A 20,777-nucleotide genomic window follows, 5' to 3' on the forward strand; every position below is an offset into this window, starting at 1 on the left:
ACGAGACGAGATTTAACCCTGTTTTCGGTAATAAATCACTGACCAAAAGCGGCCGATTCAAGCCATTGTTCCCTTTCGGTACAAGGACTTGGCGAAAGCGCTCCATCATGCAGCAACAACCGGAATGTCGCGGAAGCGGCCATAGGTGTAATGGGCTGCGCAAGCCCCTTCGGAGGACACCATGCACGAGCCCATCGGCGTCTCCGGCGTACACACGGTGCCGAACAGCTTGCAGTCCAGGGGCGTCTTGACGCCGCGCAGGATGGCCCCGCATTCGCAGGACTTGTGGTCCGGCACGCCCTGGTAGCGCAGGCCGAAACGTGCCTCCGCGTCGAAGTCGGCAAAACGCTCGCGGATGCGCAGTGCCGAATACGGCACGGTGCCAAGCCCGCGCCATTCGAAGTCGCGGCGCAGCTCGAAGATCTCCGACACCAGGGCCTGGGCCTTCAGGTTGCCGTCCTCGCTGACGGCGCGGGAGAACTCGTTCTCCACCTCGGCCCGACCCTCGTTCACCTGGCGCACCAGCATGCGGATCGCCTGCATCACGTCGAGGGGCTCGAAGCCGGCGATCACCACCGGCTTGCGGTACTCCTCGGCGAAATGCGCATACGGGCGGCTGCCGATCACCGTGCTGACGTGGGCCGGACCGATGAAACCGTCCAGCGGCACCGTTCCCAGCTCGCGCACCTCCGGCGATTCGAGGATCGCGGTGATCGCCGACGGCGTCAGCACGTGACAGCACAGCACGCTGAAATTCTTCAAACCCAGCTGCGCAGCCTGGCGGATCACCAGCGCGGTGGGCGGCGTGGTGGTCTCGAAGCCAATCGCGAAGAACACCACCTGCCGCTGGGGCTCCTTCTGCGCCAGCGCCAGCGCGTCCGCCGCCGAATAGATCATGCGGATGTCGGCGCCCTTGGCGCGCGCCCTCAGCATCGACAAGCCGCCGGAGGCCGGCACGCGCAGGGTGTCGCCGTAGGTGCACACGGTGACGCCGCGCTCCAGCGCCAGTCCGATCGCCTGGTCTATGCGGCCGATGGGCAGCACGCATACCGGGCAGCCGGGGCCGTGGATCATGCGCACTTGCGGCGGCAGCAGGTCGGCCACGCCGTAGCGGGAGATCGCATGGGTGTGGCCGCCGCAGAACTCCATGAAGGCATAGCGCCGGTCCGGCCGTGCCTCGCGGGCGATGGCCTCGGCGAGGCCGCGGGCGACCTGCCCGTCGCGGAATTCGTCCACGTACTTCATGCGGACGCAGCCTCCCCGGCCACGTCGATGCCGGCTTCCTTCATCAGCGCCAGCGTGCGCTCGGCCTCTTCCGGGTCGAGGCGGGTCAGCGCGTAGCCCACGTGGACAATCACGTAGTCGCCGGGCACCACGTCGTCCACCAGTTCGAGGGAAATCGTCTTGCGCACGCCACCCAGGTCCACCAGGGCCTGGCCGTCGGGCAGGAGTTCGACCACGCGGGTCGGGATTGCGAGACACATGAATTCAGTCCTTCCTGTTGCCGGGCTGCCCGGCCTTCACCACATGCCCCGCGCCAGCTGCGCGCGGGCCACCCAGGCCTGGCCGAGGGCCACGCCGCCGTCGCCGGGGGGCGCATGCTGGGCCTCGAAGACCTTCAGCCCGCGGGCCTGCAGGCGAGCGCGCAGACCGCTGGCGAGCACGCGGTTGTGCAGGCAGCCGCCTGAAAGCGCGACCTGGCGGATGCCGGTGGCGAGGGCCGCATCGCCGAGCCACTGGGCCAAGCCGTCGATGAGGCCGGCATGGAAGCGGGCCGCGCCGCGGGCCGCATCGTCTTCGTCGGCCAGGTGGTTGAGCAGCGGATAGAGATTGAGCACCGACAGGCCCGCCTCCGGGCGCTCATCGATGTAGTAGCTGCCGGGCAGCGCCAGGCAGTCGCCGAAGGCCCGCGCCAGGGTTTCAAGCAGCATCGCCGCCTGGCCTTCGAAGCTCATCGTGTCGCAGATGCCGAGCAGGCCCACCGAAGCGTCGAACCAGCGGCCGAGGCTGGTGGTCGGCGGGCAGCGAGTGCCCTTCTGCAGCATCGCCAGCACCTGCGCCACGGCCTGATCGGGGAAGCGCCGGGCCGCCTCGTCGCCACGCCCCAGCGCATGCAGCACACCGCAGGCCATACGCCACGGCTCCCGCGCCGCACGGTCACCACCGGGCATCGGCAGCGGGCTGAGGTGGCCCAGGCGGCGGAACTCGGCGCCATCCACGTAAAGCAGCTCACCGCCCCACGGCATGCCGTCAGTACCGAGGCCGACGCCGTCGGCTGCGAGGCCGATCACCGGCCCCTCGAGGCGATGCTCGGCACATACCGCGGCCAGGTGGGCGTGGTGGTGCTGGACGGCGATCGCCGGAATATCAAGGCGCTCCGCTAGGGCCAAGGCGGCCTGCGTCGAGTAGTAATCGGGATGGGCGTCATGGGCCACCGCCGCCGGCCGCACCGACAGGATGGACTGCAGGTGCTCGGCCACCTCATCCAGCGCCGCGCAGGCGGCCGGGTTGTCGAGGCCGCCGATGTGCTGGGACAGGAAGGCTTCGCGCCCGCGGGCCAGGCACAGGGTTGCCTTGAGGTGGGCACCGAAGGCCAGCACGGCCGGACCGTCGTCCGGCAGCGGCAGGGACAGCGGCGTGAAGCCCCGCGCCCGGCGCATGAACTGGATGCCGGCGCCGGCAGCCTCATGCGGCCCGGCCAGTAGATCTGGACGCAGGCGCAGCACCGAGTCATCGCAGCGCACGACGATGTCCCGGTCGTGCATCAGCAGCACGTCGGCGATGTCGGCTAGGCGCTCAAAGGCTTCGTCGTTGTCCTTCACCAGCGGCTCCCCGTGGGGGTTCGCGCTGGTCATCACGAGGCCCAACGGCTGCACGTCGGCCAGCCACGCGGTGCCGACGGGCCGGCCGGCAACCTCGTGGAAGAGCAGGTATTGCAGCGGCGTGTATGGGAGCATCACGCCGACTTCGTCGAGGCCCGGCGCAACGCCCGGGAACATCCGGTCGAAGCCCGGCAGTTTTTCCAGCAGCACGATCGGCCGCTCGGGGCTCTCCAGCGCCGCGGCTTCCGCCTCCGACACCCGCGCCCAGCGCTTCACGCTGGCCAGGTTGGCGAACATCAGCGCCAGCGGCTTGTGCGGGCGGCGCTTGCGCACCCGCAAGCGGGTCACCGCGTCGCCGTCCGCCGCGTCGCAGACCAGATGGAAACCGCCCAGGCCTTTCAGCGCGACGATCTCGCCGAGCTGCAGGCGGCGCAGCGTCTCGCCCACCGGATCGCGGGCCAGCGCGCGTACGCGGTGGGGCTCGTAGAGGCTCAGCTGCGGGCCGCAGACCGGGCAAGCGTTGGGTTCTGCATGGAAGCGCCGGTCGCCCGGGAAGGCGTACTCGGCCTCGCAATGCGGACATTGCGGGAAAGCCGCCATGCTGGTGTTGGGGCGGTCGTAGGGCAGGCGGCGGGTGATCGTGTAGCGCGGGCCGCAGTTGGTGCAATTGATGAAGGCGTAGCGCCAGCGACGGTCGTCCGGGTCGCACAGTTCGCCGAGGCAGGACGGGCAGATCGCCGTGTCCGGGCCAATGGCGGTGGCCACCACACCGTCGGCGCTGGGCAGGATCAGAAACTCGGTGCGTGCCAGGTCAGGGGCAATCACTTCCGGCTCGATCGAATCCACCCGTGCCAGCGGCGGCGCCTCGCTGGCCAGGCAATGGGTGAAGGCATCCAAGATGGCCTCCCCGCCCTGGATCTCGATCTCCACGCCGGCGCCATCGTTGCGCACCCAGCCGGTGAGGCCGAGCTTCCGGGCGAAGCGGTAGACGAAGGGCCGGAAGCCCACGCCCTGCACGACGCCGCGCACGCGCAGGCGGCGGGCGACGCAGGTCGGGTCGACGATCATCAGCATCGGCACGTCACCCCTTGGCGGCGAGCCGGGCTTCCAGCTCGGCGATGCGCGCACGCAGCTGGTCGACGGTCTGTTGGCGGCCGGCGCGGGCCTCACCGAGGCGGGCGTCGATCCAGCCCAGCCAGTCGGCAAAGCCGGCGCCGGTAGTAGCGGAGACCTGAATCACCTCGAGCGTGGGATTGACCCGCCGCGCAAAGTCGATGGCCTTGTGCACGTCGAAGCTCAGGTAGGGGAGCAGATCGATCTTGTTCACCAGCATCAGGCGCGCGGCGGCGAACATATCCGGGTATTTGAGGGGCTTGTCCTCCCCTTCGGTCACCGACAGCACCACCACCTTGGCGGCCTCGCCCAGGTCGAAGGCGGCCGGGCAGACCAGGTTGCCGACGTTCTCGACGAGCAGCACGCTGTCTTCCGGCGGACTCAGCTTCTCCAGCGCACGACCGACCATATGGGCGTCCAGGTGGCAGCCCTTTCCGGTATTGATCTGCAGCGCCGGGGCGCCGGTGGCGCGGATGCGTTCGGCGTCGAAGCTGGTCTGTTGGTCGCCCTCGACGACGGCGACGGGCACCTTGTTCTTCAATTCTTCAATCGTGCGCACCAGCAGCGTGGTCTTGCCGGAGCCCGGGCTGGACACCAGGTTCAACGCCAGGATGCCCCGGTCGGCCAGCCAACTGCGATTGCGCTCGGCGTAGCCATCGTTCTTGGCGAGAATGTTCTGCTCGATCTTGACCATCTGCGCTTGGCTCATGCCTGGCGCGTGGGCACCGGCCGGGCCCTGGCCGTAGTGCACGCTGCCGTCGCCGTGGATGTGCTCGCCCTCATGGACGTGATCGTGGCTATGCACGGAGCCGTCGGCATGGCGGTGAGCGTGCCAGTGGGCCGCAGCCGGCACCCACCGGTAGGGCGCGTGGTCGTGCGCATGTTCGTCCGCGTGGTGATGGGCATGGCGGTGCACTGTGCCGTCGGCGTGCACGTGCTCATGTTCATGCTCGTGATCGAGGGCTTCGCCCTCCAGGCGGGTTTCTCCGGTTCCGCAACCGCACACATTGCACATGTCTCAAACCACCTTCATTCGATTTCCAGTTCCTTGACCCGCATCTCGGTGCCACCGGTGGCCTGCACCTGGTAGCTGCCGCATTTCGGGCACGGATCGTACAGTGCCGCGACGGGCACCGTCTCGGCGCACTGCATGCACCAGCCGCTGCCCGGCACGCTGTCGATCTGCAATACGGCGCCGGCGGCAATGCTGTCCTGCATCACCACGTCGAAGCAGAAGCGCAGGCTGTCCGGCTCCACCGACGACAACTGGCCGATTTCCAGCACCACCGTCTTGACCTTATTGAAGCCCTGGCTGCGCCCGGCGTCCTCGACGATCTGGCGGATACCTTCCGCCAGCGACATTTCATGCATCCGCGATCTCCACTTCATACGCCACGCAGGGATCGAGCAGCAGCACCGCCCGCTCCACCGCCTCCTGCGCCGCGGCCCGCGTCGGCAGGCTGGCGGGCAGCAGCTTCACGATACCCGTTTCGCTGGCGAAATTGCGATCCGTCGGCGCCTCCACACGCCAGCCGGCAATGCGGCCGCCGTCCAGCCGCAGCTCATGGCGCAACGCGCCACGGGCCGTGTGGATCCACGCTTCGCCCTGCCCGGCGCCCGGCTGGCCGGTACTGCCGTGGGGATAGACCTCATCTGCGGCAAGGGACTCCAGCGCGGCGCGAAGGGCCGTCAGGCGGGCATCGAGCCCCGTGCGAAGGGCCGAGGCCCCGTCCGCATCCAGGCGACTCAAGCCCGCCTCCAGCAGCCCGCCGCTGCCGTCACCACCAAACGTCTCGTCAAGCACCCGCGCGGTGGCCGCCACCAGCGCCGCTCTCCCGTGCCCGCGCACGCTGCGCCAGCCCGCGAAGGCGGCCGTCTGCGGTGCCACGCCGAGACACCGAGGCCAGTCGAGCAGCAGACGCCACAGGTGTTCGTGCAGGCATTCCGCCCACAACTGCCATGCTGCGACCGGCGCCTCCGTGGCCCTCCCCGCGGCTAGCAGGGCCAGCCGCCCCGCCTCCCGCTGGGCATGGGCGCATAGACTGTAGTACATCGGTATGCGGCTGAGTGCCTCGTCCGGCGCCAGCCCAACCAGGGCCTTGGCAACCGGCGGCCGGTGCAGATCGACCCGCCAGTCGTTCAGACAACCGTCCGCCCAGCGCGCGCGGACATGCAGCCCACCGGCAAGGGAAACATTCGTCACCGCAGCCTCTCCCAACTCATGCTGCCGACGCGCTACCGCGCCCGAACAGCCAGCGCCGACGCGACACGGGCTCGGCTGCGGGCACCGCCATGGAGGAAGCCTCCAGCGGCGGACGCAGCAGCGCCAGCAAGGCCGCCTGGGCGGTCGCACAGGCCGCCTCCATCGAATCGAACTCAAGTGCCGGCGAGAACAGTGAGCACATCTGGAAAGGCCCGAAGCCGACATCCTCGGCGTGGATGAAGTCGTAATCGCCGCTGGGGAAACGCCAGCACTGCTTGGACAGGGCGGACGCCTCCTGCCACGGGGCGCGGCCTGGCAGCAGCAACAGGTTGATCGCCCACGGCATGACCAGCGCGCCCACGCGGACGCCTTCCCATTCCACCAGCCCCAGCAGCCGTACGGACAGCAAGGGGTTGCACAGCGGTACGCCCACCATCGGCCCGGCTGCGACCGCTCGGTAGTGGTTCTCGATGTGGGCAGTCAGCTCAGCGGGCGGCCGTGGATCAGTCATCCTTCAACACCATGAACTTGTGCTGCGGCGCATCGCAGGTGGGGCAGCGCCAGTGCTCCGGTAGCCGCGAAAACGGCGTGCCGGGCGGAATACCCCAGTGCTCGTCACCCTCGGCCGGATCGTAGACCGACCAGCAGATGCCGCATTCCAGCTTGTCGGTGTCGGCCAGCTTGGCGCCGTCGCCAAGGAAGGAGCCTTCGAACATGCTCAGCCCTCCTTCAGCATCAGAATGTATTCGCCGAGGCGCTCGATGGAGTCCGCGTAGTCCTCGGCAGCGGCCAACACCACCTCGGGCATGTCCACCACCTCGATGGTGTTGAGGATCAGGCTGTCCATGCTGTTGAAGTACTGCACCCACCACACGTTGGCGAGCCGCGTGCTGGTGACCCGGCAGTTGCCGTAGCCCCGCGACAGGATCGACACTTCGCGGTGGCCAAGGGCGCCGTACAGGTAGTCCAGGTCCGCATCGGTGACCGGCAGCAGGGTCAGGTTGATCACGTGGGCGGGCTTACCGGCCTGGTGGCGGGCGGCCTGCTGCTGGACTTCGGCGAGCAACGCCTCGCCGTTCATCATGTTGGGCAGGAGCGGCGGCAGGCTCAACTCGGGCAGCGTGGTAGCGCGCATCGCCGCGTACAGCTCCACTGGCACCGGACCGGCGACGAGGCGGTCGGCGACGAGGCCACCCTCGCCCTCCTCCAGCACCCGCCACAGCGCGGCGAAGGCGGTTTCCTGCACACGCACGCGGGTCGGCGCCAACGTGAAGGCGGACACCTCACCGAAGCCGAGGGACTGGGTCAGCACTTCGCGAACGCCGGTCGACTCACCGTCGAGCAGCGCCGTCGCCGGCTGCGCGGCGTCGATGGGCTGGCTGCGCATCACCGCCAGCAGGCCTTCGAGCACCTCCGCCGCCCGCGCGATGTCGGCGGCGCTGGCGGCCTCCGGCAGGCGCGGCGCCTGGAAGGTGTTCATGCCGCTCGGCATGGCCAGGTAGTCGGGCGCCTCATCGGTCTGCGAACCGGGGCCGACGGGCACGACGGGAATCGGGAAAGGTTTCATGAACAGCTCCTGGCGTCCTGGACGGCAACGGAAATCGGGGGACGGCTGGGGGCGGCGGCGGCCAGGGCCTGCAACTCGCCAACGAAAGGCCCCCAGTCGAGGATGCCGCTGAAAGCACCCAGGTAGGCGCCGTCACGCAGCACGACGACGGTCGGGAAACGGCTGGCACCGAAGCGCTTGGCCAGCAGCAGGCTTACCTGCGCATCGGCGGCGAAGCGCCGCGCCGGCAGGCCGAGGGCCTGCAGCGCCTCCGGCAGCACGACGATAACATCGAGGGATTCAGGGCTGCGCTGGGGGTCATCGGTCAGCAGCAGCACGGCCAACCCTGCGCCGGCATCGAAGGCGGCCGCGTCGGCAACGCGCTCGAAACCATGGCGCTCGGCCAGGCGCTTGAGGGCCGCGTCCAGCTTGTCGAGGGACGACTGGGGCGGCGCAAATTGAATGCTCATGAAAGATCCTTCAAGTGATCGGGCAGGCTCGGTTCGCGGTCGACCAGGTCAGCGAACAGCGCGTCGATGCGTGCATGGTCGCCAGCCATCGCCGCATCGAGGGCCGCCAGCGCGTTGTTGATGGCAGCGGCCCGGTCGGCGTCGATCACCTCCCGCGCGGCGCCGAGAAAGGTCAGCAGCCAGGTGCCGGGCGGCTGTTCGCCGACCAGCGACAGGTCGATGTGCTGCTCGCCGTCCGGCCCGTCGCAGCGGGCCATCCAGCCGGCGGATTCGATGACGCGATACGGAACGCCGAGGCACATGGCTCAGCCCTCCTGCAGGAAGCGCGCATCGCCGAAGCGGCAGGCCTCCTGCTCGCTGGGCCGGCCAGCCTCGTAATTGGCCATTTCCAGGCTACCTTCGTTGAGGCGCGGCCCGGCGCCTTCGCGCGGGGCCAGCGGCGCACCCCAGCGGGCCAGCCATTCGCCGGCCACCGCCAGGGCCGGCTCGATCTGCGCCTTCACCGCATCGCGCAGGCTGCCGCCGAAATCCTCCAGCTCCACCGGCTGGCAACCGATCAGCACCAGCTCCTCGGGCAGGCGGCCGAGCAACTCGGCGGATGCCAGCACCTCCTGGAAACCGGTCTGGTGCAGGCTCATCTTCTTGGCGCCCATGAAGCGCGGCACCTCGCTGCCGGTTACCACACGCAGGGTGCCCGGCGGATCACCGTAATCCACCGCATCGAAGACCAGCAGGCACTGCGCCTCCTCCACGTAAGGCAGCAGATAGAGGCCCTGGGTGCCGCCATCCATCGCGGTAACGTTGTCGGGCAGCGTGTAGCGTTCGGCCAGCGCCTCCACGCAGCGCACGCCAAAGCCTTCGTCGGCCCACAGTAGATTGCCGATACCCAAAACGAGAATTCGCGGCACGGAAGTCATGAACACGCCTTTGTAACGGGACGGGTTACATAATCAAGTTCCGTGCCGATCCGCCCTGCGAGGATGCGCGAGGCGGAATGGCTGGCCTGCAAGGCCTGCCGCCCCCGGCGCAACCGCCCCGGAAGGCCGATCGCAAGAAGAAGCGAACACCAACATTCCACTTCGAGACAAAAAGGAAACACACCCTTCCATCAACGCACCACACAACGCCAGCACATAGGCATAATCGGTTGCATGAGCCCGCTCTCCAACCATCACACCTGGCCACGTGGATATTGCAAGGACATACCGGCTGCGCCGCGGGAGGACTTTTTTCGCACTGCAACGGAATTTTGGCTGCGCTCCCAGACGGAGTGGTTTATTGTCTTGAGCCCATGAAGAAGATCCTGCCGAGCCTCACCGCCCTCGCTCTCCTGATGGCCACGCCGCTGGCCTGGCCGGCCGCCGACAAGCCGGCAACCGCGACCGCAGCCACCGCCACGGTGGAGAATGACGCCCTCCCCACCCCCAACAAGATCACGCGCTGGGAAGAAACCGGGATGAAGCCGGTGGAAGCCCGGGAGTGGGAGAACTACGCTTTCAAGCCCAATGACGCACTGGCCTGGAAGCGCGCTGGCTTTCCGCCGCTGCTTGCACGCACCTGGTCGGACAAGGGCTTCGACCCGGACGAGGCCGCCGAATGGCGCGACTCCACCAAGAACAACCGCACGATGATGGCGGATCTGGACCAATCCGAGCCCGCCCAATGGAAGCGCGAAGGCTTCACGCCCCGGGACCGTCTGGCCTGGTGGGAAGCGGGCTTCGCCTTCGAGGACGCCGTGATCCTGACCCGAGCCGGAATGGGCCCGGCGGATGCCGCCTGGCACGGGCACGAGAAGCTGAAGGAACTCAGGAAGAATGAGCCGGGCGCAACCACGGTTGCCGAGGATGCCCCTGACACCGAGCCTTCCTGGAGCGTGCAGGATCTGAAGGACCTGGCCCGGAACATCCTCCCCCACCTGAAGACCGGCCTGATTATCGCCCTGGGGCTGGTGTCCGCCATGCTGGCCTTCTATATTGTCCGGCTCAAGCGCCGCTCCCGGCACAAAGTCGCCGAGGATGCGGAACCGGATAGCACGACACCGGAAAACGACCGGAAGGAGCCTTCCGCCGCCGAGTCGCCGCAGGTGTCACTCGCCGAGCTCGACGAGCACCGCCGGCCAGCCCGCCGCACCTACTTCTGGACGCCGACCACGCCGACCTGCGTACATTGCCAGAGCACCGACGTACGCATTTCGCGCATCAAGCCCCGCCGGCTCGCTGGCATCAAGCTCAGCGAATATTTCCGCTGCCGCAGCTGCGGCCGCCATTTCTCGAATGTCAGCTACGCCCCCGTGGCGGCCGCCGGCATCGGCTTGGTGCTGCTGTTGACGCTGTGCACCGCCAGCTTCATCCACCTACTGTCACTGATTCCCTGACCTGTCCGGCCCCCCCGCGGCCCGGCACTCCCGGTACAGATCCCACTGCAGTTGCAGCCCCAGCCAGAAAGCCGGCTCCAGCTGGAAAAGCAGCGCCAGCCGCACGGCCGTATCCGGCGTGACAGCGCGCTTGCCGCGCACCAGCTCATTGACCCTCCGCCGCGAGATCCCCAGCGCCTTCGCCAGCGCATCCTGGGTGATACCCAACGGCACCAGGAAACGACTCTCCAGAAAATGCCCCGGATGCAGCGGACGCCGCCCCGGGCGCAGACGCAGAAAGGCCGGAACGCCCTGTTGCCAGGGACGGTCCGGCCCGGGGAGGGAGACCTTGCGGGTCATTGCGCGAGGGTGCGCAACACTCAGTCCTTGAACATCCGCCAGCCCGAGATCATCGTCGAGATCAGGCTCTGGCGGCTCATGATGTCCTCGCGGATCGCCGCGTAGATGTGCACGACAGCGAAGCTCATCATGATCCACATGCCCAGCCGGTGCAGGCTGTGGGTCTGCATCGAGCCGCCGAGCATGGGAATCACCCAGCCAAACAGGCGATCCGCCCACGAGCCGAGGCCCAGCCCCTCGCCATATAGAGCGAAGCCGGTGCAGAGCATGCCGAAGGCCAGCACGGTGAAGAAGAAGAACATCATCAGCTGGGCCATCGGGTTGTGGCCGACGTATTTCTTCGGCTGCTTTTCGAGGAACAGATACCAGCGCAGCTCGAAGAACACCTCGCCCCACCAGTGACCGTTAAAGATCGGCAGCTTGAAGATCTGGCGCGAATGGTGGTTCCCGACGAAGGCCCAATACACCCGCCCGGCCAACCCCACCGCGAAGATGTAGGCTGCAGCGAAATGGGCAAAGCGGATGTAGCCGAGCAGAAAGTTGTCGGACGCCTCACCCGGCATCGTCGGCAGCGGCTTGCCGATGAAGTAGCCGCTAACCGCCAGCACCACCATCGCCAGCGCGTTGATCCAGTGCCACAGGCGCACCGGGGCTTCATACACGTAGATCGAGCGTACCTGCCGGCCGTGCCTTTCGGCCTCCAGCATGTCCTGTTGTGACAGCATGATCAGCTCCTTAACGGACCTTGACTGACGCCATTTCCTGCCCATCCGGCGCCATCACGTGGGTGGAGCAGGCCAGGCAGGGATCGAAGGAATGCAGCGTGCGCAGGATCTCCAGCGGCTCGTCGGGCTTGGCCACAGGGGTGTTCATCAGCGAAGCCTCGAAGGCGCCGATCTGCCCCTTGTCGTCGCGCGGACCGCCGTTCCAGGTGGTCGGCACCACGGCCTGGTAGTTGTCGATGCGGCCGTCCTTGATCTTGATCCAGTGCCCCAGCGCGCCGCGCGGTGCCTCGGTGAAGCCAGCACCCTTGGTTTCGGCCGGCCACTTGCTGGGCTCCCACTTGTCGATGTTGGCGGTGTTGAGGTCGCCGGCCTTCAGGTTGGCGATCAGCTTGTCGAAGAAGTAGCGCGACTTGTGCGCCGCCCACGAGGCTTCCAGGCCCCGCGCCGCGGTGCGGCCGAGGGTTGAGAAGATCGCCTGCAGCGGCAGGCCGAGATCGGACAACAGCTTGTCGACGGGCTCCTTGAACTCCGGGTTCTTCTGCACGTAGCCGATCACGTAGCGGGCCAGCGGCCCCACTTCCATCGCGTTGCCGCGCCAGCGCGGCGCCTTGATCCACGAATACTTGCCGGCCTCGTCGAGGCTCTCGATCTTGGTCTTGGTTCCCTTCGTATTCTTGCCGAGCTCGAAGTGCGGCTCGGTGACCCCATCGAAGGGGTGCAGACCCTTGGACTCGTCGGCGTACTTGTACCAGCTGTGGGCGACGAATTCCTGAATCTGCTCCGGGTCCTTCAGGTCCACCTCGTGGATCTTGGTGAGGTCGCCACCGATGATCGCGCCGCGCGGCAGCAACAGGCTGGAGGCAGAGTAATCGTTGGCCTTGTCCGGGATGTCGCCGTAGGACAGCAGCGCCTGGGACGAGATACCGCCACCGTAGGTCCAGTCCTTGTAGAAGCTGGCGATGGCCTTCAGGTCGGGGATGTAGACGTTGTCGATGAAGTCGATGCAGCGGTCGATGATGGAGCTGACCAGGTTCAGGCGCTCCATGTTGATCGCCCCGACCGCGCCGGTGCCTTCCAGGTTGATCGCGCAGGGCACGCCGCCGACCAGCCAGTTCGGGTGCGGGTTCTTGCCGCCGAAGATGGTGTGAACCTTGACGATGTCCTTCTGGAAATCCAGCGCTTCCAGGTAGTGGGTCACCGCCATCAGATTGGCTTCCGGCGGCAGCTTGTAGGCCGGGTTGCCCCAGTAGCCGTTCATGAAGGGGCCGAGCTGGCCGGATTCGACGAACTTCTTCAGGCGGTTCTGCACATCGCGGAAATAGCCCGGTGAGGACAGCGGCCAGCTGGAAATGCTCTGGGCCAGCTCGGAGGTCTTCTTCGGATCGGCCTTCAGCGCCGACACCACGTCCACCCAGTCCAGCGCGTGCAGGTGGTAGAAATGCACCAGGTGATCGTGGATGTACAGGTTGAGCTGCATCAGGTTGCGGATGATGTTGGCGTTCTCCGGAATCTGGATCGCCAATGCATCTTCCACCGCGCGCACGGACGTCAGCGCGTGGGTACCGGTACACACGCCGCAGATCCGCTCGGTGAAGGCCCACGCATCGCGGGGGTCACGGCCCTTCAGGATCACCTCCAGCCCGCGCCACATGGTGCCGGTGGATACCGCGTTGCGGATCACGTTCTTGTCGTCGATGTTCACCTCGACGCGCATGTGGCCCTCGATCCGGCATACCGGATCGACCACCACGCGCTTGCCGGAGTTGTCGAGCTTGAAGCCCTGGGTTTCAAGCACAGTCATTATTTATCTCCCGAATTCTGATTGTCGCCCTGCTTGTCGCTGCGGGCCCGCGCCAGCGCCGTCACCGCGGCATGGGCAGCAACCGCTGCGCCGACCACGCCGGCCGCCGTGCCGCCGACCTTGTCGGCATTGCCTTCAACGGCGAACTGCTTGATGTCGGTGACGCGGTCGTAGAAGCTGCCCTTGTCCCAGAAGCCGTCTTCCGAGCAGCCGATACAACCGTGGCCGGACTGCACCGGCCAGCTCACGCCGCCGTTCCAGCGCATCGACGAGCAGGCGTTGTAGGTAGTCGGGCCCTTGCAACCCATCTTGTAGAGGCAGTAGCCCTTGCGCGCCGCGTCGTCGTCCCAGTTCTCGACGAACTGGCCGGCGTCGAAGTGGGGACGGCGGTAGCACTTGTCGTGGATGCGCTGGCCGTAGAACATCTTCGGGCGACCCTGGCGGTCGAGTTCGGGGATTTTGTCGAAGGTCAGCATGTAGGTGACCACACCGGTCATCACCTCAGCGATCGGCGGGCAGCCAGGCACGCGCACGATGGGCTTGTCGGTGATCACCTTGTGCACCGGCGTCGCGCGGGTCGGGTTCGGCTTGGCGGCCTGCACGCAGCCGTAGGACGCGCAGGCGCCCCAGCTGATGATGGCCTTGGCGTCGGCGCAGGTTTCCTTCAGCACTTCCACGAAGGGACGGCCGCCGTGGATGCAGAACATGCCGTCCTCGTTAAGCGGCGGATTGCCTTCGACAGCGACGATGTAGTTGCCCTTGTACTTCTTTTTGACCTCTTCGATGATCGCCTCGGCCTGGTGGCCGGCGGCGGCCATCAGCGTGTCGTCGTAGTCGAGGGACAGCATCGACAGCACCACGTCCTTGGTCAGCGGGTGGGCCGAGCGGATGAAGGACTCCGAGCAGCAGGTGCACTCCAGACCGTGCAGCCAGATCACCGGCGTACGCGGCTTGTTTTCCAGCGCGTGGGCGATCTTGGGTACGAAGGCGCTGCCGAGGCCCAGCGAGGTGGCCGTCAGGCTGCAGAATTTCATGAAGCTGCGGCGCGTGATGCCTTGCCGCCGCAGCACTTCGTAGAACGTTTCAGTCATGGATACCAACCCCCTGGTGGAACATCGGGCCCGGATATGTTCTGATCTATCGCGACGCAAGCGGGCCGGCACGGTCGCACATGGCGAGAGGGGATTTAACAAAAAGCGTGCCCAGTTTCGGCAGGCCATAAAAACCCTTATCCGACAAGGCCTTATTGTTTTTCAGCAGAGCATCGCGCCGACCGCGCCGAGAGACTGGTAATCGACTGACCGGTCAAACGGAAACCAGGCATCCACTTCGACGCAAGCCAAACGACATAAACCCGAGTTTTCCGATACCCACGATGAGCGACCTTTCCATCCAGCCTGTTGACTTCGACGACACAGCCCAGCGCAACGACTTTCTCGACCTGCTCGACCATTACATGCGCGGCCCCACCGGTAGCGGCCAGGCCATGAGCAACGAGCTGCGCACGCGCCTGCCGGACGAGTTGCGCCGCCGCCCGACCGTGCTGAGCTTCATCGCCTACTGGAACAAGAAAGGGGAGCGGCAGGCCGCCGGGCTGATCAACTGCGTGGAAGGCTTCTCCACCTTCGCCTGCCGGCCGCTATTGAATGTGCACGACATCATCGTGCATGAGGACTTCCGCCGCCGCGGCATCGCCACGGCGCTGCTGGCCCACGCCGAACAGGTAGCGCGGGAGCGGAACTGCTGCAAGCTGACCCTCGAAGTGCTCGAAGGCAATACCGGCGCCCGCCAGGCCTACCTGAACTGCGGCTTCGCGGGCTACCAGCTCGACCCGGCCATGGGCCAGGCCTTGTTCATGGAAAAGAAGCTCTAACCGAGACGGAAACGGCGCACGCTCTCTTCGAGATCAACGGCGACGCGGGCCAGCGCCTCGACTTCACGCAGCGTTTCGACACTGGCCTGGTGGTTCTCGTCGCCCATACGGCTGATGCCATTGATTTGCTCGGACAGCGCGTCACAGGCATGGTGCTGCTCATGCATTGCGGTACTGATCGATGCCACCAGGCCATGCACTTGCCCCACGATCGCCTCGAGTTCCGCTATCGCCGCCTTCGCATGACTCACCTTATCGACGCTGCTGTCCGCCATTTCGACTGTTTCCGAGACGCTCTGGACCGCACCTCGGCTGCTCTCCTGCAGGCGCGAAATCATGGAAGCGATTTCCTGCGTGGCCGCCCCTGTCCGCTCCGAGAGCTTGCGCACCTCGTCGGCAACGACTGCGAACCCCCGCCCCTGCTCACCCGCCCGGGCAGCCTCGATCGCAGCATTCAGGGCCAGCAGGTTGGTCTGATCCGCAATATCCTTGATGGCGGTGACGATCTGGGAAATTTCATCTGACTGCCCTCCCAGTTGCCCGATGATCTCGGCGGATGCCTGCATCCTGGCAGCCATATCTCCGATCACTGCTTCCACGTCCCCTATCCGGGCAATCGTGCGCTGGGCTCCCTCGGTACTTGCGCTGGCCAGCCGACCGGCCTCGGCCGCGTTCCGGTCCACGTCACCAATGCTGCGCGTGAGGTTGCCAATAGCTCCGGCCATCGCCACCGAGGCGTCGTTCTGGGCGCGGGACACACAGGTCACGGCATCCGAATTTCCCCGCACCACATCAACGGTGTTGCTCAAGCGATCGGCGGTATCCCGCACCTTTCCAATTTCCGCCGACAGGTCTACCTGCATGTTCTGCATTGCGGCAAGCAGGCTGGTGCCATCATCGCCCTGCGAAAGCGGAACTCTTTCGGACAGGTCGCCATGGGCAATGCGCCGCACCACCGTCACGGCCACGGCCGGCTCACCGCCGAGCTGCCGTAAAAGCCCCCGACTGATCCAGGTCGTAACCGCCAAGCTGAACAACAGCAAGACAGCTCCCAGCGCAAAAGCCTTTGCCCGCGCATTCTTGTACCCTTCATCGAGAATCTGACGGGTTTCCTGGGCACGCTGGCGAGCATCCTCGCGGGCCTTCAGCAAACCTTCCCGCAGGACCCGCCAGCGCGGCGTTTCATCACCAACCAGATAAGCCTTGGCTGCTTCCAGTTCTCCGCGCTTGACCCGCCCCAGCACCTCATCCCGCAGTGGATGCCAGGCCTCGGCCGCAGCCACGATCTCCCGGCTACTCGCCATTCCATCCGCCCTGGCGACCGCTTGCATCGCTTCGTCAAATTGCGCCCGAGCCTTGTTGTAATTCGCATAACCCTTTTCATTGGCTGGATCGAGAAGGATGTTGCGTAGCGCCTGTCCGATCTGCAGTCCTTGAGAATAGGCGTCGCCGAGATTACGTTCGAGCGCGAGATCGGAATCAAGAAAACGGGTGATTCGTCCCTGATTCCAGTCCATCTGCAGAAGCAGCGCGCCAACAGCGGCAATGAACAGGAGTCCGTTCAGGAGAAGAAGCAGAAAAAGACGAGTTTTGATCGACAGTCGGGCGAACATGATCCGCGAGGCGATTTTGCGGAACCGCCAGAAAAACGAGGAATATCACTTTATCGACATATTCCCATGGATTCTTGACGGTCCGACACATCACGTGACACAGGTCACTCAAGCCATTTCAGGCGGTACCCACTCCATCTCGTGGGGAAATAGGCCAACGCTGCTCACCGCCGTCGTTTCCACGCAGTTCCACCACATGGTCACCCAGGCGCGCCCCTCCTCGTCGATCTTCTCCACCTCGGAGATCGCCCCGACCATGAACATGATCATGTCCAGCTCGTCCTCGTCCATGTCCGGGTCCGGCGAGACGGAGAGGATCCGCACATGTTCGCCCACGGTGACCGCCCGGCCGTTCCTGTCCTTCACGCTAACGCTTGCATCCATGTGGGTCTCCCGCTGTCGCGTTGTCGAAGACCGCCCCAATGCGGCGGTGTCGAACAAGGCAAAGCAAGCTTCGAACCACGCCCTCCCAGGCCCGGATAGCGCCCCCGACACGGCATTCCGCCCCCCCCTTGACGCCCGCGGCTTGTCGGGAAGGCGACATCCCGCAGCCACTTTCCTGCCACGGCGGACGCGGGCTTTGTCGTTGAAACGACACATCGCCGGCCCCTGAACGGGCTCTAGCATCCGGCAACTTCCGCTTTGCCGACAAGCACTTGAACCGCACACCGGACACCACCCCGGGAGCTGGCACTGTATCTGCTGATACCTGGGGAAACATCACAAGCAAGCGGAGTCCCCCATGGAAAAACCCGAAAAGATCACCCGTGAGGCCGCCCTCCGGGTGGCCCTTGCCGCGCGGGCCATGCCCAACATCGGCCTGACCCGCCTGATCGAAGTGCTGCAGGAATGCCTCGGCGACACTATCGACACCGAGACCCTGCGCAACATCACCGTTACCCACCTGAAGACCGGCTTCGGCAGCCTCGACGGCGAAGAGGATGGCGAAGACATTGGCATTGGCCTGGAGGCCATGAAGCTGGCCGTGCGCATCCTGTGGGGCGACGCGGACGACGATGAAGGACTGCCGCCCCTCGAGCCCTACAACGAGGGCGACATGCCCGGTTCGGTGCGCGTCGCCATCGCCTCCGACTTCGGCCTGGCGCTCAACGGGCACTTCGGCTCCTGCCTGCGCTTCCTGGTCTATCAGGTGTCACCCACCGAGAGCCGCCTGATCGATGTCCGCCACACCGCCGAGGCGGATTTCGCGCCAGATAAGAACCTGTTCCGCGCCCAGCTCATCGGCGACTGCCACGTGGTGTACGTGGTTTCCGTCGGCGGCCCGGCAGCGGCCAAAATCATCCGTGCCGACATTTATCCGATCAAGTTGGCAGAAGGTGGCCCGGCGGACGAGGTGATCGCCAAGTTCCAGCACGCGATGGAGAACTCGCCACCGCCCTGGCTGCTGAAGATCCTCGGCGTCGCTGCGGAAAACCGGCTGCGCAACTACGGCGCCAACCGGGCAGCCGACGACGTTCACGCGGACTGAAAACCGTTCCTGGAGGACACGCCATGGCCAAGCCGAAACCCGACCACTTCGAGGCCACCGCCGCGCTTATCAGCAACGCCATCGGCACGGCCCGCGTCTTTGGCGAGAACCCACGCATCACGCGGCTGGTGGCCAGCAGCATCGGCCGCTTCGCTGCCGAGCTGGACAACGCGCCGGATGCCATCGCCGCTGGCCCCCAGCTGATCAGCTACGCCCTCGCCCAGATCAGCGAGCAGGACGCGCTGTTCGTGCCCAAGCTGCACGCCTCGCTGGAGGAACTGGGCCGCTGAAAAGGCGGCGCGCCCTGATCTGCCCCCACGAGAGCGGGGCGTTCCAGCCGCGAGCCACCACAAAAACAAAGCCCGGCTTTCGCCGGGCTTTGTTGGATCACGCGAAAACCTGACTCAGCGCTGGATCTGCGTCACGTCGCGCACCGCGCCGGTATCGGCACTGGTGGTGAGCGCCGCGTAGGCCTGCAGCGCGGCGGACACGTGGCGGACGCGGTTGGCCGGCTTCCAGCCACGGGCGTCCTGAGCGGCGCGGCGGGCCGCCAGCACCTCGTCGGACACCGCCAGGTTGATGCGGCGGTTGGGGATGTCGATCTCGATGGTGTCGCCCTCTTCCACCAGGCCGATCGCGCCACCGCAGGCCGCTTCCGGCGAGGCGTGGCCGATGGACAGGCCAGAGGTGCCACCGGAGAAGCGCCCGTCGGTAAGCAGCGCGCAGCTCTTGCCGAGGCCCTTGGACTTCAGGTAGCTGGTCGGGTAGAGCATCTCCTGCATGCCGGGACCGCCCTTCGGGCCTTCGTATCGGATCACCACCACGTCTCCGGCGACGATCTGGTCACCGAGGATGCCGGCCACGGCGTCTTCCTGGCTCTCGAACACGCGGGCACGGCCGGTGAACTGCCAGATCGACTCGTCGACGCCGGCGGTCTTCACGATGCAGCCCTTCTCGGCAATGTTGCCGTACAGCACGGCGAGGCCGCCGTCCTGGCTGAAGGCGTGCGCCTTGTCGCGGATCACCCCGTGGCTGCGGTCCAGGTCCAGCTCGTTCCAGCGGCGATCCTGACTGAAAGCCACCTGGGTCGGCACGCCGCCCGGGGCAGCCTTGTAGAAGTTGAAAACGCCGCCGTCATGAGCCTTCATCACGTCCCAGGTCGCCAGCGCCTCGCCGAGGGTCTTGGCATGGACGGTGGGCAGGTCGGTGTGCAGCAGGCCAGCGCGGTTCAGCTCGCCGAGGATGCCCATGATGCCGCCGGCGCGGTGCACATCTTCGATGTGCACGTCGGACACGGCCGGCGCCACCTTGCACAGGCAGGGCACGTGGCGGGAGATGCGGTCGATGTCCTGCATCGTGAAGTCCACGCCGGCTTCCTTGGCGGCGGCCAGCAGGTGCAGCACGGTGTTGGTGGAGCCACCCATCGCCACGTCGAGGCTGATGGCGTTCTCGAAGGCCTTGAAGCTGGCGATGGAGCGCGGCAGCACGGACTCGTCATCCTGCTCGTAGTAACGGCGGGCCATGCCGACGATGGTACGGCCAGCGCGCAGGAACAGCTGCTCGCGGTCGGCGTGGGTAGCGACCACCGTGCCGTTGCCCGGCAGGGACAGTCCCAGCGCCTCGGTCAGGCAGTTCATGGAGTTGGCGGTGAACATGCCGGAACAGGAACCACAGGTCGGACAGGCGGAACGCTCGACGGCGTCCACTTCCTCGTCGGAACAGCTGCTGTCAGCGGCCTTGACCATCGCGTCGACCAGGTCGAGGGAGATCACCTTGGCTTCCCACTTGACCTTGCCGGCCTCCATCGGGCCACCGGACACGAAGATCGCCGGGATGTTGAGGCGTAGCGCGGCCATCAGCATGCCCGGAGTGATCTTGTCGCAGTTGGAGATGCACACCATCGCGTCGGCGGTGTGGGCATTAACCATGTACTCCACGCTGTCGGCGATCAGGTCGCGGGACGGCAGGCTGTAGAGCATGCCGCCGTGGCCCATGGCGATGCCGTCGTCGATGGCGATGGTGTTGAATTCCTTAGCGACGCCGCCGGCAGCCTCGATCTCCCGCGCGACCAGCTGGCCCAGATCCTTCAGGTGCACGTGGCCCGGCACAAACTGGGTAAAGCTGTTGACCACGGCGATGATCGGCTTTTCGAAATCGCCGTCCTTCATGCCTGTGGCGCGCCACAGGGCGCGGGCGCCGGCCATGTTGCGACCGGCGGTGGAGGTGCGGGAACGGTACTGGGGCATCTCGGGTGACTCCGTCTTCGAACGAATGGTTTGTTGCAATCTTGCATTCTAGCGCTTGCGGCGGCCCATGCTGCAGCGGATGTGGGAAGCCCGCGGCTCAGCCTACGCCGTTCGGGTATTCCATCACCGTCCCCGCATCCCGGCTGCGAAGCCTTCTTGGCGC

General features: G+C 66.2%; 23 protein-coding genes. 4 read left to right on the forward strand and 19 right to left on the reverse strand.

Annotated features, from left to right (window positions below; translation table 11 throughout):
• Nucleotides 1–105 precede the first annotated feature (105 nt).
• From hypD to ACE3RX_RS07435, 12 genes are read right to left on the reverse strand one after another with little or no spacing between them, the layout of a single operon-like run.
• Nucleotides 106–1,245: a hydrogenase formation protein HypD gene (gene hypD, locus ACE3RX_RS07380; RefSeq protein ID WP_374481875.1), complete on the reverse strand. Its 1,140-nt coding sequence runs from the start codon at nucleotides 1,243–1,245 to the stop codon at nucleotides 106–108.
• Nucleotides 1,242–1,484 (reverse strand): HypC/HybG/HupF family hydrogenase formation chaperone, encoded by a 243-nt coding sequence (locus tag ACE3RX_RS07385; protein ID WP_374481877.1) that lies wholly within the window; start codon nucleotides 1,482–1,484, stop codon nucleotides 1,242–1,244. Before ACE3RX_RS07385 ends, hypD begins: the two co-directional genes overlap by 4 nt.
• Before the next feature lie 36 nt (nucleotides 1,485–1,520).
• Nucleotides 1,521–3,896 carry a carbamoyltransferase HypF gene (gene hypF / locus ACE3RX_RS07390; protein WP_374481879.1) on the reverse strand — a complete coding sequence of 792 codons (2,376 nt, stop codon included), beginning with the start codon at nucleotides 3,894–3,896 and terminating at the stop codon, nucleotides 1,521–1,523.
• Between the two features lie 7 nt (nucleotides 3,897–3,903).
• Nucleotides 3,904–4,950: a hydrogenase nickel incorporation protein HypB gene (gene hypB, locus ACE3RX_RS07395; RefSeq protein ID WP_374481881.1), complete on the reverse strand. Its 1,047-nt coding sequence runs from the start codon at nucleotides 4,948–4,950 to the stop codon at nucleotides 3,904–3,906.
• A gap of 14 nt (nucleotides 4,951–4,964) precedes the next feature.
• Nucleotides 4,965–5,306: a hydrogenase maturation nickel metallochaperone HypA gene (gene hypA / locus ACE3RX_RS07400; RefSeq protein ID WP_374481883.1), complete on the reverse strand. Its 342-nt coding sequence runs from the start codon at nucleotides 5,304–5,306 to the stop codon at nucleotides 4,965–4,967.
• Nucleotides 5,299–6,138, reverse strand: coding sequence for a hypothetical protein (locus tag ACE3RX_RS07405; protein WP_374481885.1), 840 nt, complete (start codon nucleotides 6,136–6,138; stop codon nucleotides 5,299–5,301). Before ACE3RX_RS07405 ends, hypA begins: the two co-directional genes overlap by 8 nt.
• A gap of 16 nt (nucleotides 6,139–6,154) precedes the next feature.
• Complete coding sequence (gene hybE / locus ACE3RX_RS07410) at nucleotides 6,155–6,649, reverse strand: [NiFe]-hydrogenase assembly chaperone HybE (protein ID WP_374481887.1); 495 nt, start codon at nucleotides 6,647–6,649, stop codon at nucleotides 6,155–6,157.
• On the reverse strand, nucleotides 6,642–6,854 hold the full coding sequence (locus tag ACE3RX_RS07415; RefSeq protein ID WP_374481889.1) for a rubredoxin: 213 nt from the start codon (nucleotides 6,852–6,854) through the stop codon (nucleotides 6,642–6,644). Before ACE3RX_RS07415 ends, hybE begins: the two co-directional genes overlap by 8 nt.
• A 2-nt stretch (nucleotides 6,855–6,856) precedes the next feature.
• Nucleotides 6,857–7,705: a hydrogenase expression/formation protein gene (locus ACE3RX_RS07420; protein WP_374481891.1), complete on the reverse strand. Its 849-nt coding sequence runs from the start codon at nucleotides 7,703–7,705 to the stop codon at nucleotides 6,857–6,859.
• The gene (locus tag ACE3RX_RS07425; protein WP_374481893.1) at nucleotides 7,702–8,154 is read right to left on the reverse strand and encodes a hypothetical protein; all 453 of its coding nucleotides are present in this window, start codon (nucleotides 8,152–8,154) and stop codon (nucleotides 7,702–7,704) included. The genes ACE3RX_RS07420 and ACE3RX_RS07425 overlap by 4 nt, the downstream gene beginning before the upstream one ends.
• Entirely contained in the window at nucleotides 8,151–8,456 is a 306-nt protein-coding gene (locus ACE3RX_RS07430) for a HypC/HybG/HupF family hydrogenase formation chaperone (RefSeq protein ID WP_079432605.1), read from the reverse strand. Before ACE3RX_RS07430 ends, ACE3RX_RS07425 begins: the two co-directional genes overlap by 4 nt.
• Before the next feature lie 3 nt (nucleotides 8,457–8,459).
• The gene (locus ACE3RX_RS07435; protein ID WP_374481896.1) at nucleotides 8,460–9,071 is read right to left on the reverse strand and encodes a HyaD/HybD family hydrogenase maturation endopeptidase; all 612 of its coding nucleotides are present in this window, start codon (nucleotides 9,069–9,071) and stop codon (nucleotides 8,460–8,462) included.
• 374 nt (nucleotides 9,072–9,445) lie between these two features.
• Here ACE3RX_RS07435 and ACE3RX_RS07440 point away from each other — a divergent pair, with 374 nt between their 5' ends.
• The gene (locus tag ACE3RX_RS07440; RefSeq protein ID WP_374481898.1) at nucleotides 9,446–10,528 is read left to right on the forward strand and encodes a hypothetical protein; all 1,083 of its coding nucleotides are present in this window, start codon (nucleotides 9,446–9,448) and stop codon (nucleotides 10,526–10,528) included.
• Here ACE3RX_RS07440 and ACE3RX_RS07445 read toward each other — a convergent pair.
• The 4 genes from ACE3RX_RS07445 to ACE3RX_RS07460 are packed head-to-tail and all read right to left on the reverse strand — an operon-like array spanning nucleotide 10,514 to nucleotide 14,484.
• The gene (locus ACE3RX_RS07445) at nucleotides 10,514–10,867 is read right to left on the reverse strand and encodes a HigA family addiction module antitoxin (RefSeq protein WP_374481900.1); all 354 of its coding nucleotides are present in this window, start codon (nucleotides 10,865–10,867) and stop codon (nucleotides 10,514–10,516) included. The two genes, ACE3RX_RS07440 and ACE3RX_RS07445, sit on opposite strands and share 15 nt — an antisense overlap.
• A 20-nt stretch (nucleotides 10,868–10,887) precedes the next feature.
• A complete protein-coding gene (cybH, locus tag ACE3RX_RS07450; protein ID WP_374481902.1) occupies nucleotides 10,888–11,592 on the reverse strand; it encodes a Ni/Fe-hydrogenase, b-type cytochrome subunit in 705 nt (234 codons plus the stop codon).
• Nucleotides 11,593–11,602: 10 nt separating this feature from the next.
• Nucleotides 11,603–13,393 carry a nickel-dependent hydrogenase large subunit gene (locus tag ACE3RX_RS07455; protein ID WP_374481904.1) on the reverse strand — a complete coding sequence of 597 codons (1,791 nt, stop codon included), beginning with the start codon at nucleotides 13,391–13,393 and terminating at the stop codon, nucleotides 11,603–11,605.
• Nucleotides 13,393–14,484 carry a hydrogenase small subunit gene (locus tag ACE3RX_RS07460; protein WP_374481906.1) on the reverse strand — a complete coding sequence of 364 codons (1,092 nt, stop codon included), beginning with the start codon at nucleotides 14,482–14,484 and terminating at the stop codon, nucleotides 13,393–13,395. The genes ACE3RX_RS07455 and ACE3RX_RS07460 overlap by 1 nt, the downstream gene beginning before the upstream one ends.
• A gap of 284 nt (nucleotides 14,485–14,768) precedes the next feature.
• Between ACE3RX_RS07460 and ACE3RX_RS07465 the strand changes: the two genes are divergently transcribed.
• Nucleotides 14,769–15,266 (forward strand): GNAT family N-acetyltransferase, encoded by a 498-nt coding sequence (locus tag ACE3RX_RS07465; protein WP_374481908.1) that lies wholly within the window; start codon nucleotides 14,769–14,771, stop codon nucleotides 15,264–15,266.
• Here ACE3RX_RS07465 and ACE3RX_RS07470 read toward each other — a convergent pair.
• Entirely contained in the window at nucleotides 15,263–16,879 is a 1,617-nt protein-coding gene (locus ACE3RX_RS07470; protein ID WP_374481910.1) for a methyl-accepting chemotaxis protein, read from the reverse strand. The genes ACE3RX_RS07465 and ACE3RX_RS07470 overlap by 4 nt on opposite strands.
• Before the next feature lie 108 nt (nucleotides 16,880–16,987).
• Entirely contained in the window at nucleotides 16,988–17,263 is a 276-nt protein-coding gene (locus ACE3RX_RS07475; RefSeq protein WP_374481912.1) for a hypothetical protein, read from the reverse strand.
• A gap of 358 nt (nucleotides 17,264–17,621) precedes the next feature.
• Between ACE3RX_RS07475 and ACE3RX_RS07480 the strand changes: the two genes are divergently transcribed.
• Both ACE3RX_RS07480 and ACE3RX_RS07485 read left to right on the forward strand, forming a co-directional pair.
• The gene (locus ACE3RX_RS07480) at nucleotides 17,622–18,368 is read left to right on the forward strand and encodes a dinitrogenase iron-molybdenum cofactor biosynthesis protein (protein ID WP_374481914.1); all 747 of its coding nucleotides are present in this window, start codon (nucleotides 17,622–17,624) and stop codon (nucleotides 18,366–18,368) included.
• A gap of 23 nt (nucleotides 18,369–18,391) precedes the next feature.
• On the forward strand, nucleotides 18,392–18,658 hold the full coding sequence (locus ACE3RX_RS07485) for a hypothetical protein (RefSeq protein WP_374481916.1): 267 nt from the start codon (nucleotides 18,392–18,394) through the stop codon (nucleotides 18,656–18,658).
• Between the two features lie 114 nt (nucleotides 18,659–18,772).
• On the opposite strand, the gene ilvD is transcribed toward ACE3RX_RS07485, so the two are convergent.
• On the reverse strand, nucleotides 18,773–20,614 hold the full coding sequence (gene ilvD / locus ACE3RX_RS07490; protein ID WP_374481918.1) for a dihydroxy-acid dehydratase: 1,842 nt from the start codon (nucleotides 20,612–20,614) through the stop codon (nucleotides 18,773–18,775).
• Between the last annotated feature and the right edge of the window lie 163 nt (nucleotides 20,615–20,777).

It is taken from the genome of Zoogloea sp., assembly GCF_041914405.1.
GTDB lineage: Bacteria > Pseudomonadota > Gammaproteobacteria > Burkholderiales > Rhodocyclaceae > Zoogloea.

Excerpts from the sequence above, each read along its gene's own strand:
- ACE3RX_RS07460 (WP_374481906.1), bottom strand. The coding sequence starts at position 14,484 with ATGACTGAAACGTTCTACGAAGTGCTGCGGCGGCAAGGCATCACGCGC.
- ACE3RX_RS07470 (WP_374481910.1), bottom strand. The coding sequence starts at position 16,879 with ATGTTCGCCCGACTGTCGATCAAAACTCGTCTTTTTCTGCTTCTTCTC.
- ACE3RX_RS07415 (WP_374481889.1), bottom strand. The coding sequence starts at position 6,854 with ATGTTCGAAGGCTCCTTCCTTGGCGACGGCGCCAAGCTGGCCGACACC.
- ACE3RX_RS07385 (WP_374481877.1), bottom strand. The coding sequence starts at position 1,484 with ATGTGTCTCGCAATCCCGACCCGCGTGGTCGAACTCCTGCCCGACGGC.
- hybE (WP_374481887.1), bottom strand. The coding sequence starts at position 6,649 with ATGACTGATCCACGGCCGCCCGCTGAGCTGACTGCCCACATCGAGAAC.
- ACE3RX_RS07485 (WP_374481916.1), top strand. The coding sequence starts at position 18,392 with ATGGCCAAGCCGAAACCCGACCACTTCGAGGCCACCGCCGCGCTTATC.
- ACE3RX_RS07455 (WP_374481904.1), bottom strand. The coding sequence starts at position 13,393 with ATGACTGTGCTTGAAACCCAGGGCTTCAAGCTCGACAACTCCGGCAAG.
- hypA (WP_374481883.1), bottom strand. The coding sequence starts at position 5,306 with ATGCATGAAATGTCGCTGGCGGAAGGTATCCGCCAGATCGTCGAGGAC.
- hypF (WP_374481879.1), bottom strand. The coding sequence starts at position 3,896 with ATGCTGATGATCGTCGACCCGACCTGCGTCGCCCGCCGCCTGCGCGTG.
- ACE3RX_RS07430 (WP_079432605.1), bottom strand. The coding sequence starts at position 8,456 with ATGTGCCTCGGCGTTCCGTATCGCGTCATCGAATCCGCCGGCTGGATG.
- ACE3RX_RS07440 (WP_374481898.1), top strand. The coding sequence starts at position 9,446 with ATGAAGAAGATCCTGCCGAGCCTCACCGCCCTCGCTCTCCTGATGGCC.
- ACE3RX_RS07435 (WP_374481896.1), bottom strand. The coding sequence starts at position 9,071 with ATGACTTCCGTGCCGCGAATTCTCGTTTTGGGTATCGGCAATCTACTG.
- ACE3RX_RS07445 (WP_374481900.1), bottom strand. The coding sequence starts at position 10,867 with ATGACCCGCAAGGTCTCCCTCCCCGGGCCGGACCGTCCCTGGCAACAG.
- ACE3RX_RS07425 (WP_374481893.1), bottom strand. The coding sequence starts at position 8,154 with ATGAGCATTCAATTTGCGCCGCCCCAGTCGTCCCTCGACAAGCTGGAC.
- hypB (WP_374481881.1), bottom strand. The coding sequence starts at position 4,950 with ATGTGCAATGTGTGCGGTTGCGGAACCGGAGAAACCCGCCTGGAGGGC.
- hypD (WP_374481875.1), bottom strand. The coding sequence starts at position 1,245 with ATGAAGTACGTGGACGAATTCCGCGACGGGCAGGTCGCCCGCGGCCTC.
- ACE3RX_RS07480 (WP_374481914.1), top strand. The coding sequence starts at position 17,622 with ATGGAAAAACCCGAAAAGATCACCCGTGAGGCCGCCCTCCGGGTGGCC.
- ACE3RX_RS07420 (WP_374481891.1), bottom strand. The coding sequence starts at position 7,705 with ATGAAACCTTTCCCGATTCCCGTCGTGCCCGTCGGCCCCGGTTCGCAG.
- ilvD (WP_374481918.1), bottom strand. The coding sequence starts at position 20,614 with ATGCCCCAGTACCGTTCCCGCACCTCCACCGCCGGTCGCAACATGGCC.
- ACE3RX_RS07475 (WP_374481912.1), bottom strand. The coding sequence starts at position 17,263 with ATGGATGCAAGCGTTAGCGTGAAGGACAGGAACGGCCGGGCGGTCACC.
- cybH (WP_374481902.1), bottom strand. The coding sequence starts at position 11,592 with ATGCTGTCACAACAGGACATGCTGGAGGCCGAAAGGCACGGCCGGCAG.
- ACE3RX_RS07465 (WP_374481908.1), top strand. The coding sequence starts at position 14,769 with ATGAGCGACCTTTCCATCCAGCCTGTTGACTTCGACGACACAGCCCAG.